9 protein-coding genes and 1 other annotated feature are annotated in these 13,009 nt (G+C 55.3%); all 9 genes read left to right on the top strand.

The features are described 5' to 3' along the window. Positions 1–10 precede the first annotated feature (10 nt). The 9 genes from purM (at position 11) to BQ2657_RS10375 (ending at position 13,000) form a co-directional block, all read left to right on the top strand. Positions 11–1,066 (top strand): phosphoribosylformylglycinamidine cyclo-ligase, encoded by a 1,056-nt coding sequence (gene purM, locus BQ2657_RS10415; RefSeq protein ID WP_075580549.1) that lies wholly within the window; start codon positions 11–13, stop codon positions 1,064–1,066. Continuing rightward, positions 1,059–1,670 carry a phosphoribosylglycinamide formyltransferase gene (gene purN / locus BQ2657_RS10410; RefSeq protein ID WP_075580548.1) on the top strand — a complete coding sequence of 204 codons (612 nt, stop codon included), beginning with the start codon at positions 1,059–1,061 and terminating at the stop codon, positions 1,668–1,670. The genes purM and purN overlap by 8 nt, the downstream gene beginning before the upstream one ends. A 12-nt stretch (positions 1,671–1,682) precedes the next feature. Further along, positions 1,683–2,285, top strand: a complete 603-nt coding sequence (locus BQ2657_RS10405) for an IMP cyclohydrolase (RefSeq protein ID WP_075580547.1) — start codon at positions 1,683–1,685, stop codon at positions 2,283–2,285. 13 nt (positions 2,286–2,298) lie between these two features. Further along, complete coding sequence (gene purD, locus BQ2657_RS10400; protein WP_075580546.1) at positions 2,299–3,582, top strand: phosphoribosylamine--glycine ligase; 1,284 nt, start codon at positions 2,299–2,301, stop codon at positions 3,580–3,582. Positions 3,583–3,732: 150 nt separating this feature from the next. Further along, on the top strand, positions 3,733–5,244 hold the full coding sequence (locus BQ2657_RS10395; protein WP_075580545.1) for an IMP dehydrogenase: 1,512 nt from the start codon (positions 3,733–3,735) through the stop codon (positions 5,242–5,244). A gap of 154 nt (positions 5,245–5,398) precedes the next feature. Next, the gene (locus BQ2657_RS10390; protein ID WP_075580544.1) at positions 5,399–7,630 is read left to right on the top strand and encodes a hypothetical protein; all 2,232 of its coding nucleotides are present in this window, start codon (positions 5,399–5,401) and stop codon (positions 7,628–7,630) included. 75 nt (positions 7,631–7,705) lie between these two features. Further along, positions 7,706–7,899, top strand: a binding site (T-box leader). 34 nt (positions 7,900–7,933) lie between these two features. Beyond that, positions 7,934–8,956, top strand: coding sequence for a phenylalanine--tRNA ligase subunit alpha (gene pheS / locus BQ2657_RS10385; RefSeq protein ID WP_075580543.1), 1,023 nt, complete (start codon positions 7,934–7,936; stop codon positions 8,954–8,956). Between the two features lie 14 nt (positions 8,957–8,970). Beyond that, positions 8,971–11,409: a phenylalanine--tRNA ligase subunit beta gene (gene pheT / locus BQ2657_RS10380; RefSeq protein ID WP_075580542.1), complete on the top strand. Its 2,439-nt coding sequence runs from the start codon at positions 8,971–8,973 to the stop codon at positions 11,407–11,409. A 130-nt stretch (positions 11,410–11,539) separates the two neighbouring features. Continuing rightward, positions 11,540–13,000, top strand: a complete 1,461-nt coding sequence (locus tag BQ2657_RS10375; protein WP_075580541.1) for a nicotinate phosphoribosyltransferase — start codon at positions 11,540–11,542, stop codon at positions 12,998–13,000. Positions 13,001–13,009: the final 9 nt, after the last annotated feature.

The following is a 13,009-nucleotide window of genomic DNA, read 5'->3' as shown; positions in this document are numbered from 1 at the left end:
AGGAAACAGCGTGAGCGAGAAAAAGGTCATTACATACGCAGATGCAGGGGTGGACATCGACGCAGGAAATAAAGCCGTGGAACTGATGAAGGACAGCGTCCGGGCCACCTACCGTCCGGAAGTCATTGGGGATCTGGGGGGCTTCGGCGGTCTCTTTGCCCTGGGGAATAAATACCAGGATCCGGTGCTGGTATCCGGCACCGATGGTGTGGGCACCAAGCTGAAAATCGCCTTCCTGATGGACCGGCACGATACCATCGGCCAGGACGCCGTGGCCATGTGTGTCAATGATATCCTGGTCCAGGGGGCAGAACCTTTGTTCTTCCTGGATTATATCGCTACTGCCAAAGTGGATTCCCAAAAGATCGCCGACATCGTCAAAGGGGTGGCCAATGCCTGCAAAGAAAGCGGCTGTGCCCTGATCGGCGGGGAAACCGCTGAAATGGCCGGCTTCTATGCCAAGGATGAATACGATATCGCCGGTTTCAGCGTCGGTGTGGTGGAACGGAGCAAAATGATCACCGGAGATAAGGTGAAAGCGGGGGACGTGCTCCTGGGTCTGCCTTCCACTGGGGTCCATTCCAACGGGTTCTCCCTGGTCCGGAAGATCTGCTTTGAAGCCCAGGGCTTCACGGTGGACACGTATATCCCGGAATTCGGCAAGACCCTGGGAGAAGAACTGCTGACCCCCACCCGGCTGTATCCCAAGACCATCCTGCCCATGATTAAAAAATTCGACCTCCACGGGATGGTCCACATCACCGGGGGTGGTTTCTACGACAACATTCCCCGGATCCTGCCGAAAGACTGTGATGCAGAAGTCCATGCAGATGCCTGGGAAGTGCCTGCCGTATTCCAGAAACTCCAGGAATGGGGCAATGTGCCGGTGAAAGAGATGTACCGGACCTTCAACATGGGTGTGGGCATGGTGCTGGTGGTGGATCCCGCCGAAGCCGATGCTGTCCGGGCCCATCTGAAAGAAAACGGGGAAACTTTCTACGAACTAGGCCATGTGGTGCCTGGGACGAAGAAGACCGTCATGAAAGGCGGGGTCTTCGGTGACTAAACGGAAAATCGGAGTACTGGTCAGCGGCCGGGGAAGCAATTTCCAGGCCGTGGCCGACAAGATCCAGAAGGAAAATCTCCCCATCGAGATCGCCGTGGTGATCAGCGACAGTCCGGAAGCCTATGCCCTCCAGCGGGCGGAGAAGATGGGAATCCCCCATTACGCCATTGCCCGCCAGGACTTTGTGGACAAAGCTTCCTTTGAAGCAGCCATCGACAAGACACTCCGGGAAGCGGAGGTGGAACTGGTGGTGCTGGCTGGGTTCATGCGGATCCTCAGCGGAGATTTCGTGAATTCCTGGTACCATAAGATCATCAACATCCATCCGGCCTTGCTGCCTGCCTTTACTGGGCTGGACGCCCAGGGACAGGCCTTGAACTACGGGGTGAAGATTGCCGGCTGCACCGTCCACTTTGTGGATGCGGGGATGGATACCGGCCCCATCATCATGCAGGCTGCTGTGCCAGTGCTGGATGAAGATACCCATGATACCCTGGCCGCCCGGATCCTGGTCCAGGAACATACCATCCTGCCGGAAGTGGTGAAGCTGTGGGCGGAAGACCGGCTGACCGTAAACGGCCGGAAAGTGAAAATCCGGAAATAAGGAGAATGATCCATGTTAAAAATTCGCAGAGCATTACTGAGTGTTTCCAATAAATCGGGCATTGTGAAGCTGGGCTATTTCCTCAGCAACAATGGAGTAGAGATTATTTCCACCGGCGGCACCATGAAAGTACTGAAGGAAGCCGGCGTGCCGGTGACTTATGTGAGTGACGTGACCGGGACTCCGGAAATGATGGACGGCCGGGTGAAGACCCTGAATCCCAAGATCCACGGGGGCATCCTGGCGGTGCGTAGCAACCCCAAACACATGGAAGACATGAAGAAAAACGGGATCCAGCCCATCGACTTGGTGGTGGTGAACTTGTACCCGTTCCAGGAAACCATTGCCAAACCGGATGTGACGGAAGCCGAAGCCATCGAGAACATCGACATCGGCGGTCCGGCCATGGTCCGGGCTTCCGCCAAGAACTTCCATGATGTGGTGATCATCACCAATCCGGACCGGTATGAAGACTTGATCCACATGCTGAAAGAAAAAGGGGACATCGATCTCCATACCCGGAAACTGCTGGCCCAGGAAGCCTTTGCCCATACGGCGGAATACGACACGGCCATCGCAGCCTATCTGAAGAAACAGCTGGAAAGCGCAGAATAAGGGAGGCCATAGCATGCAGGTACTGGTAATCGGGGGCGGCGGCCGGGAGCATACCCTGGTCTGGAAGCTGGCCCAAAGCAAGAGTGTGACGAAAATCTATGCAGCACCGGGGAACCCGGGGATGAAGGGCCTGGCGGAATGTGTGGACCTTGATATCGCGGACCTGGACGGCCTGGCGGACTGGGCGGAAAAGCATGCCATCGACCTGACGGTGGTGGGGCCGGAAGCTCCGCTGGTGGCCGGCATCGTGGACGTGTTCAAAGCCCGGGGACTGACCATTTTCGGACCCAGTGCCAAAGCGGCGGAAATCGAAGGCTCCAAGATCTTCTCCAAGGAGCTGATGGAGAAATACGGAGTACCCACGGCCTTCTTCAAAGTGTGCGACAATTTGGCTGACGCCCGTGCCTTTGTAGAGGAAAAGGGCGCTCCCATCGTGATCAAGGCAGACGGACTGGCTGCCGGCAAAGGGGTCGTGGTGGCCATGACCAAGGATGAAGCACTGGATGCCCTGGACGATATGATGGGGCATCACAAGTTCGGCAGCGCCGGCAACCGGGTGGTCATCGAGGAGTTCATGGAAGGGGAGGAAGCTTCCCTCCTGGCCTTCACCGATGGAAAGACCATCGTCCCCATGCTGGCCGCCCAAGACCACAAGCGGGTGAACGATGGGGACCAGGGCCCCAATACGGGGGGAATGGGCGCTTACTGCCCAGCGCCTGTAATGACCGCTGCCCTGAAAGAAAAGACCGTGAAAGAAGTGCTGCGCCCCATCGTGGATGCCCTGGCCAAGGAAGGACGGCCTTATTCCGGCTGCCTGTATGCCGGCCTCATGATCAAAGGGGACAGTGTGAAAGTGGTGGAATTCAACGCCCGGTTCGGGGATCCGGAAACCCAGGTGGTACTGCCCCTCTTGCAAAGCGACCTGGCCGAGATCATGACGGCCTGCGCCAAGGGCACCCTGCGGCCTGAAATGGTGGAATGGAGCGATAAGGCGGCCGTCTGCGTGGTCATGGCCAGCGGCGGCTATCCGGGATCTTACAAGAAAGGTCTTCCCATCACCGGCTTGAAAGCAGCCGGCGCCATGGAAGACGTGGTGGTGTTCCATGCCGGTACCCGGGAAGAGGATGGGAAGATCCTCACCAACGGCGGCCGTGTGCTGGGAGTCACCGCTGTGGCGGACGATATTCCCTCTGCCCAGCAGAAAGCCTATGACGCGGTGGATAAAATCCATTTTGAAGGAGCCCATTTCCGGCAGGATATTGCTTGGAGAGCCCTGCGCCGGCTGAAAACGAAATAGTGTACAGACACCAGACCGCAGCCCGATACCAGCCGCTGCGGTCTGTTTCTGCAGTGGATCTGTTGTTTTTTGGAAAAAACCAGAAAAACCTGTTGCATTTGTGACAGACTGGTGCTAAAATGGAAAAAATATTTTAAAGGGGGATATACAATGGCTTTTATCTATGATGAACCTGCCCATACTTTCAGTGAGTATCTTTTAGTTCCTGGATATTCATCCAGTGAATGCATTCCGGCAAACGTGAGTCTGAAGACTCCGCTGGTGAAATTCAAAAAAGGTGAAGAACCGGCGATGAGCTTGAATATTCCCCTGGTTTCTGCCATCATGCAGTCTGTATCTGATGACAATATGGCCATTGCCCTGTCCCGGGAAGGGGGCATCTCCTTCATCTACGGGTCCCAGACCATTGAAAGCGAAGCTGCCATGGTAGCTCGTGTCAAGAGCTTCAAGGCCGGTTTCGTGGTCAGCGATTCCAACCTGCGCCCTGACAGCACCCTGGCTGATGTGCTGGCCCTGAAGGAAAAGACCGGCCACAGTACCATGGCCGTGACCAGCGACGGCACCAAGAACGGCCATTTGGAAGGGATCGTCACCAGTCGTGACTATCGGATCAGCCGGATGGACATGGAAGACCAGGTACGGAATTTCATGACTCCGGTTTCTGAAATGGTGGTCGGCAGCAGCGACATCACCCTGAAACAAGCCAACGATATCATTTGGGAACACAAACTGAACACCCTGCCCATCATCGACAAGGAAGGCAATTTGATGTACATGGTGTTCCGGAAGGATTATTCCACTCACAAACAGTATCCCCTGGAACTGCTGGATAACCAGAAGCGCCATGTAGTAGGCGCCGGCATCAATACCCGTGACTACGAACAGCGGGTACCGGCCCTGGTGGATGCCGGTGCAGATGTACTGTGCATCGACTCTTCCGAAGGCTACAGCGAATGGCAGAAACGGACCCTGAAATGGATCCGGGACAAATACGGTGATTCCGTCAAGGTAGGGGCCGGCAACGTGGTTGACGCCGAAGGCTTCCGTTTCCTGGCAGAATGTGGTGCCGACTTCGTGAAGATCGGGATCGGCGGCGGCTCCATCTGCATCACCCGGGAACAGAAGGGTATCGGCCGGGGCCAGGCTACGGCTGTAATCGAAGTGGCCAAGGCCCGGGACGAATACTACAAGGAAACCGGCATCTACGTGCCCATCTGCTCCGATGGCGGCATCGTGTATGATTACCATATGACCCTGGCGCTGGCCATGGGGGCTGATTTCCTGATGCTGGGCCGGTATTTTGCCCGGTTCGATGAATCCCCCACCAACAAGGTGAACATCAACGGCACCTACATGAAGGAATATTGGGGCGAAGGTTCTGCCCGTGCCCGGAACTGGCAGCGGTATGACCTGGGCGGCGACAAGAAACTCTCCTTCGAAGAAGGGGTGGATTCCTACGTACCCTACGCCGGCGGCCTGAAGGACAATGTGAACCTGACCATCTCTAAGATGCGGTCCACCATGTGCAACTGCGGGGCCCTCACCATCCCCGAACTGCAGAAAAAGGCCAAACTGACCTTGGTATCCGCTACCAGCCTGGTAGAAGGCGGGGCCCACGACGTACTGCTGAAGGAAAATTCCAGCAGCAACTATCCGAAATAATCCAGAAACAAAAAAGAAGGACTGTGGATCATCACGGTCCTTCTTTTTTGCGTCTTTAGGGAGAATCAAACCACTCAACATTCCTGTTGTATTTCCCAGTCCAGAAAATGCCACAGATGATATGGTATACTGTAGAAAAAGGGGAGGAGATACCATGGCAGTGAAAAAGAAGGCACTTGGCTGGGAACTGATAACGGATCTGGAAACCTATGGCAAGGTAACGGAAAAACGGCTGAGGGAACAGCTGGAACGGCTGGAAAGGCAGGAAATCAAATTCCTGGTTCTGCAGCCTTCCCGTATGATTGGAGAAACTGCTTTTTTGCAGGCATCTTATGAATTTGATCCTGCTGATGGTATGCTTTATGGAATCGAATTCGGATTCAGGCTGAAAGATGGAGAAAATATGATCATGCGGAATTATCCGGCTCCCCAGTCTCAGTTGGAAAAAATCTTTGAGGAGTATTTTACAGCCCATAGGGTTCCTAATTTTAGTGGATGGCTGTTCGTCAATGTCTTTGGTTCAGGCCCTCTTATGGGCAAAGGGCAGCTGCACTGGAATTTTCCTTCCCAGCCCTACCAAGATACCCATACTTTTGTAGAAGCTGTCAACGCCTTTAGCCCCGGGAATGCAGGAAATTGGCATCCGGATTTCACGGCTGTAGCGTACCCTGTATGCTATCTGGACTTGCTGTTTTGTGAAAAAGAGGAGCCATATCTGCGAGAGAATGAAAAGCTGATCAAGAAAGAAGAAATCCCGGGAAGCGCCTATTCCCGTTTTATCATAAAGGCCCGGATCCAGGCAGAGAACAAAATGGCTTTTACCGAAGGGGAACTGCTGAAGGCGGTCCATAATCAGCTTGCTGGGCGGTATACAGGGATTTGGAAGGAGGCATTTATCCTGAAAAGGACTGAGGCCAAAGCAGATGGACCGCTCCTCTCTTTTTACCGGGGCCCTTTGGGACGGCGGGCCATGGGCATTGCCTCTTCCGGGGAACAGTCCCTGTATCAGAAAATCCATCACGAACTGGAGGAAAAGGGAAGCCTGTCTCCTGATTTTACCTTGCGCCCTCCCAAGGAATCCCAGAAATCTTCTTTCATCGATGGGTTCCCGGATGGGGTCGGGTATCATCATGCTTATGTTCCCAGGCCGGTGCCACGGCCTCTGAAGAAAGCCTTCCGGCTGGCCAGCCAAGGAGATGGCGTGGCTGCGGAAAACTGCCTGAAAGCATTCTTTGCCGATTCGGATGAGATCCTGCTCCCTTATATGGATGCACTCGGTTCCTGGCTCTACAGGCACCAAGAATCTTTGGATGTGTACAAGCTGTTGGATTTTGCCTGGAATCTCATGGAACGTTCCGGAGAAATCGAATGTGTCAAAGCAGCTCTGTTTTTGACAGCACAGAGCCGGCATCCCTGGGAAGAAAAGGACAAAGAGATGCTCCGTGAACTGGGCCAGGCAGATGAATTCACTTTCCATGTGCTGCGGAATATGGAAAATTGGGAAAACCGGGATGCTGAAATCTTTCAGTTGGCGCAGAAAGTCCATGGCTGGGGACGGATCTTTGCGGTCCATCAGCTGCAGCCATGCAATGAAGAAGTCAAAGCCTGGCTCCTCCATGAAGGCATCGACAACATCATCCTGCCGGAATATTCCTCGCTGGAAGCCGCTCAGAAAATCGATCTGACAGAGGTGGTCAGGAACTGCCAGCCGGACAGCGCAGATCTTCTGGATGCCGGAAAGATCCTTTGTTCCATGATCAAAGGTGGTCCTGCTCCGGATATCGAAGCCTATCATGGGAAAAAGGAACTGCTCCGCAGCTTCCTGGAGAAAATCGGCAAAGCGGAACCCGACGGCACCTTGTATCAGATGGCTTTCTACGTCCAGCAGTATGCAGAACGGACCCACAGAAAGAAAATTGTGCAGCAGGCGGAGCAAATTCTCCAAACTCCTGTTTGCCTGGAGTATCTCCAAAAGCAGCAGGAACAGGGGAATTTGGTTTTCCTGGCTGCCATGGAAGGATTGGACGCTGCCCAGGGAGCCAAGATTGCTTTCCGCAGAGACTGGGAGGCAAATTTCCACCTGCTGCATCTGTTGGATAAGCCATCAGATATCCAGGAAATGGCAGATTTCTTTGTGGAAAAAGTCACCGGAGGGAAGGAGAACTGTCTGGACGGCCAGATTTTTCTCAATTTGGAAATGGAGGCCTATCAGACAATCCTCCAGGTGATTGACGAAAGCCAGGTGGATATCGACGAGGAGAAGCTGCTTCAGTTCGGCCTGACCCTGCCAGGAAAGAGCTGCAAAAAATTGACCCGGGCCCATATTCAAAGACTGAAGGAGCAGGGACGCTTAAGTGAACAGCTGGAACAGGCTGCAGCTTTATAAGGCACTGTAGTCCGCCGGCAGCTGCCCTCTTGCCCCCTTTTTCCAACTGTGCTATAATATTTTCATTCAATTCCATACCTTGCCATGAACAGGAGAGTACGCATTTCCGGAGGTCACAGAGAGTGGGGAGCAGGTGGGAGCCCCGCACGGAAAGAGATGAGGAAGTTCACCTGGGAGCAACCGGACTGAACGGAGTAGGCCCGGCGCTGGCTGCGTTATCGGCTGAATGAGTGAAAAATAGGGTGGTACCGCGAACCTTCGCCCCTTGTGGGGCGGAGGTTCTATTTTTTAGGAGGCGTGAACATGAGTGACAAACTGCAGGAACTGCGGGAGAAGATCCAGAAGGATCTCAGCGAAGTCAAAAGTGTGGAAGATCTGAAGAACATCCGGGTCCAGTACCTGGGGAAGAAGGGGGCCCTGACCTCCATCCTCCGGAGCCTGGGGGACGTGGCGGCAGAAGAACGGCCGAAGATCGGCAAGATGGTCAACGAAGTCCGGGCTAAGATGGAACAGCGGATCAATGACCAGATGAAGCTGCTGGAAGCCCATCAACTGGAAGAAAAACTGGCCAGCGAGACCTTGGATTTCACCCTGCCGGGGCGGAAACCGGCCCTGGGCCATCTCCATCCGGTGACCCAGACCCTGCGGGACATCAAGAAAGTCTTCATGCGGATGGGGTTCGAAGTGGAAGAAGGCCCAGAAATCGAAACGGACTACTTCAACTTTGAGGCCCTGAACCTGCCCAAGGACCATCCGGCCCGGGATATGCAGGACACCTTCTACATCACCGATGATCTGCTGCTCCGGACCCAGACTTCCGGGGTACAGGCCCGCACTATGCAGAGCCGGGAACCCAATACCCCCATCCGGATGATCTGCCCGGGCACCGTGTACCGGAATGACTACGATGCCACCCATTCTCCCATGTTCCATCAGGTGGAAGGACTGGTGGTGGATAAGGATATTTCCCTGGCGGACTTGAAAGGGACCCTGGAACTGTTCTGCAAGGAAATGTTCGGGGACAGCGTAAAAATCCGGCTGCGGCCCAGTTTCTTCCCCTTTACGGAACCTTCCTGTGAAGTGGACATCAGCTGTGTCATGTGCGGAGGCAAGGGCTGCCGGGTGTGTAAGAATTCCGGCTGGCTGGAAATCCTGGGAGCTGGGATGGTGCATCCCAACGTGCTGCGGATGAGCGGCTATGATCCGGATAAGATGAAGGGCTTTGCCTTCGGGATGGGCGTGGAACGGATCGCTATGCTGCGCTATGGCATCGACGATCTCCGTCTGTTCTTTGAAAATGATCTGCGGTTCATCCGTCAATTCTAAGGGGGCAAAGAGATATGTTAGCTTCGATCAACTGGTTAAAACAATATGTGGATATTCCCGTTACGCCGGAAGTGCTGGCGGATAAACTGACCCGGGTGGGTTTGGAAGTGGAACAGGTGATCCATCTGGGGGAAGGCCTGGAAGGAGTCATCACCGGGAAGGTGGCCCAGATTGAACGGCATCCCGATTCCGACCATCTGTGGGTGTGCCAGATGGACCTGGGACAGCAGGAATTGGTCCAGATCCTCACTGGAGCCCAGAACGTACACCAGGGAGATATGGTGCCGGTGGCCGTGGTGGGGTCCCATCTTCCCAACGGCATGACTCTGAAAGCCGCCAAGATGCGGGGACTGGATTCCAACGGCATGCTGTGCAGCGCTGGAGAACTGGGCATCGATGCCAAACTGCTGTTGCCGGAACAGAGGGACGGGATCTTCATCCTGCCGGCCAATACTCCCATCGGGGTGGATGTGAAGAAGCTCCTGGGCCTGGACGATGTGGTGCTGGATATCGATCTGACCGCCAACCGCAGTGACTGCTTCAACATGCTGGGCCTGGCCCGGGAAACGGCGGCGGTGCTGGGTGAGAACCTGCGCCTTCCCAAGTTGGCCACCCGGGATGCAGCTGCTGGCAGTGCGGCAGACTGTGCCAAGGTGGAAATCGGCTGCCCGGATCTGTGCAGCCGGTTCGCTATGCGTCTGGTGAAGGACATCCAGGTAACGGAATCCCCTGAGTGGATGCAGAAACTCCTCCGGGCCGTGAACATCCGTCCCATCAACAATGTGGTGGATGTGACCAACTATGTGATGATGGAACTGGGCCAACCCATGCACGCCTACGACTATGACACGGTAAAGGATCACACCTGGATCGTCCGTCGGGCGGAAGAAGGGGAGACACTGGTGACCTTGGACGGCCAGAAACGGGACCTGACCTCCAATATGATCGTCATTGCAGACCCGGAAAAGGCCATCGGCCTGGCCGGGGTCATGGGGGGATTGGCGACGGAAGTCACCGGCAAGACCGTGAACGTGATGCTGGAATCTGCCACCTTCTACGGACCCAGCATCCGGCATACCTCCAAAGATCTGGGCCTGCGCAGTGAGGCTTCCCAGCGGTTCGAACGGGGCGTGGATACCATCCGGGACCACGATGCCCTGGACCGGGCCGTCCATCTGCTGGAAGAGATGGGGGCCTGCAAAGCTGTAGCCGGTGTGGTGGAAGACTACCCGGTGCCCCAGGAACCGGTCCGGATCAAAGCCGTGCCGGAAGCTCTCCGCCGCCGGATCGGCACGGAAGAAATCACGGATGACCAGATGCGGACCATCCTGGAAGGACTCCGGTTCGAAGTGGAACCCCAAGCCGACGGCAGCTGGCTGGTGACGGTCCCTACCTGGCGGAATGACTGTACCTGCGATGCGGACCTTTCGGAAGAAGTGGCCCGGATGTACGGTTACGACAAGATCCCGTCCACCCTGCCTCAGCTGGATATGGCCCGGGGCGGGCAGGCTCCCATCGAAGATGTGAAGGATAAGATCCGGAATTACCTGGCCGATGCAGGAATGGACGAAGTGATGACCTACACTTTCATCAACGCCGGAGATTTCGATAAGCTGGGCCTTCCGGCAGAAGACAGCCGCCGGAAAGCCATCCAGATCATCAATCCCATCAGCGACGATTTCCGGACCATGCGGACGACTTTGGTGCCCAGCCTGCTGAATACCGCTTCCTATAACTTGGCCCGGCAGAACGACCGGGTGGCCCTGTTCGAAGTGGGCCGGGTGTTCCTGCCAAAAGCCCTGCCTCTCACGGAACAGCCGGCGGAAAAGACCCGTCTCTGCCTGGTATTGGCCGGGAAACGGAACGAACTGAACTGGACCGAAAGCAAGGATGCAGTGGACTTCTTCGATTTGAAGGGGGTTCTGGAAGGGGTGCTGGAAGTGCTCCAATCCTCCGGCGTCACTTACGCCAAACCGGAAGAAAAGTTCCTCCATCCCGGCAAGAGCTGCACCGTGCTCCACAACGGGAAGGCTGTGGGCTTCATGGGGGCTCTCCATCCGGAAGTCCAGGAACGGTTCGGCCTCAGTGCGGAAACCTATGTGCTGGAGATGGACCTGAGCAGCTTCGTGGAAGACGCGGAACGGATCCCCCAGTTCACCCATATTCCCCAGTTCCCCAGCACCAGCCGGGATATCGCCGTGGTGGTGCCTAAGGCCGTGAGTGCCGTGGATCTGATGGCGGAGATCCGCACACAGGCCGGTCCTCTTCTGAAGGATGTACGTCTGTTTGACGTGTACAGCGGCAGACAGGTGAAGAGCGGCTGCAAGAGCGTGGCCTTCAGCCTCACCTTCCAGGATCTGGAACGGACTCTCAAAGACAAGGAAATCAACGACATCATCAACCAGGTGGTGAAGAAAGTACAGGATCGCTTCGAAGGAGCGCTGAGAGAGTAAAGGGATAGGGGGCTGTTGCACGTGTAAAAACTATACACGTGCAACAGCCCCTTCTTAATTTACTTTTCCGAAAACGGACAAACTGTGGTACAATGGGTTACAAATACAGTACCTGGAAAGGCGGAGGATCATGAAACAATTTGACGCAAGGAACCTGTCCATGATGTTCGACTTGTACGAAATGACCATGGCCAATGGATATTTTGAAGATAAAGAACGGGACCGGGACGATTACGTATCTTTTGATGTGTTTTATCGGAACAATCCGGATGCCGGCGGTTTCGCTATTTTCGCCGGGCTGGAGCAGGTCCTGGATTATCTGGAGAACCTGCATTTTTCCACAGAAGACATCTCTTATCTCCGGAGCCTCCATGTGTTCAGCGAACCCTTCCTCCAGTGGCTGGAAACCTACCAGTTCCGGGGCAGCGTCTATGCCATGCCGGAAGGGAGCATCATCTATCCCGATGAACCCCTGCTGACAGTCTATGCTCCTCTCATCGATGCCCAGCTGGTAGAAACCGCCATCCTCTGTGAGATCAACCACCAGTCCCTGATCGCCACCAAGGCCCAGCGGATCGTCAAGGCAGCCCAGGGGCGGGGTGTCTCTGATTTCGGAGCCCGCCGGGCCCACAACATGGATGCTGCCGTTTACGGGGCTCGGGCTGCCTACATCGGCGGGGCCAACAGTACGGCGACAGTCTTGGCCGGGCAGATGTTCAACATTCCGGTCAGCGGGACCATGGCCCACAGTTGGGTCATGTATTACGATGACGAATACACTGCTTTCAAACGGTTTGCAGAAATCTATCCGGACAACGCCATCCTCTTGGTAGATACCTATGATGTGCTGGATTCCGGGGTCCCCAATGCCATCCGGGTGGCTAAGGAAGTCCTGGAACCCATGGGCAAGCGGCTGAAGGGCATCCGGATCGATTCCGGGGACCTGGCCTATCTGTCCAAGAAGGCCCGGAAGATGTTGGATGCAGCTGGGCTCACCGATGCCATCATCGTCATGAGCAACTCCTTGGATGAATACACCATCAGCTCGATCCTGGAACAGGGAGGCTGTGTGGATTCCTTCGGGGTAGGAGAGCGGCTGATCACCGCCAAGAGCGATCCAGTGTTCGGAGCGGTGTACAAACTGGTTGCCGTCCACAAGGACAAGGCCATCATCCCCAAAATCAAGATTTCCGAGACCTTTGAAAAAATCACCAATCCAGGCCGGAAACGGGCTTGGAGGGTGTATGATAAGACCGGTCATGCCATTGCGGATCTCTTGACCCTCTTGGATGAAGATCCTCGGGAAGTGAAGGAATTCCCCTTTGTGGATACCCAGCGGCCCTGGAAGAAGATGACTTTCCGGGACTGCACCTTCCGAGAACTCCAGGAATTGGTCCTGGAAAAAGGGAAACGGACCCATCCCTCTCCATCTCTGGAAGAAATCCGCCATTATGTACGGCAGCAGCTGGATCATGAGATCTGGCCGGAAGAACAGCGCTTCAGCAACCCCCATACCCATTTTCTGGATATGAGCCCCAAATACTATGCCATGAAGATGCGGCTGCTGGAAGACGCCAAGAAAGGGAAATAGGAGGGCGCA

The sequence above is a fragment of the Acidaminococcus massiliensis genome, from assembly GCF_900095825.1.
GTDB lineage: Bacteria > Bacillota > Negativicutes > Acidaminococcales > Acidaminococcaceae > Acidaminococcus > Acidaminococcus massiliensis.
This window is presented reverse-complemented; position numbering and strand designations above follow the sequence as displayed.

What these genes read in the sequence shown, in the direction of transcription:
- pheS (WP_075580543.1), top strand. Translation starts at nt 7,934, where the DNA reads ATGAGTGACAAACTGCAGGAACTGCGGGAGAAGATCCAGAAGGATCTC.
- purD (WP_075580546.1), top strand. Translation starts at nt 2,299, where the DNA reads ATGCAGGTACTGGTAATCGGGGGCGGCGGCCGGGAGCATACCCTGGTC.
- BQ2657_RS10405 (WP_075580547.1), top strand. Translation starts at nt 1,683, where the DNA reads ATGTTAAAAATTCGCAGAGCATTACTGAGTGTTTCCAATAAATCGGGC.
- BQ2657_RS10375 (WP_075580541.1), top strand. Translation starts at nt 11,540, where the DNA reads ATGAAACAATTTGACGCAAGGAACCTGTCCATGATGTTCGACTTGTAC.
- pheT (WP_075580542.1), top strand. Translation starts at nt 8,971, where the DNA reads ATGTTAGCTTCGATCAACTGGTTAAAACAATATGTGGATATTCCCGTT.
- BQ2657_RS10395 (WP_075580545.1), top strand. Translation starts at nt 3,733, where the DNA reads ATGGCTTTTATCTATGATGAACCTGCCCATACTTTCAGTGAGTATCTT.
- BQ2657_RS10390 (WP_075580544.1), top strand. Translation starts at nt 5,399, where the DNA reads ATGGCAGTGAAAAAGAAGGCACTTGGCTGGGAACTGATAACGGATCTG.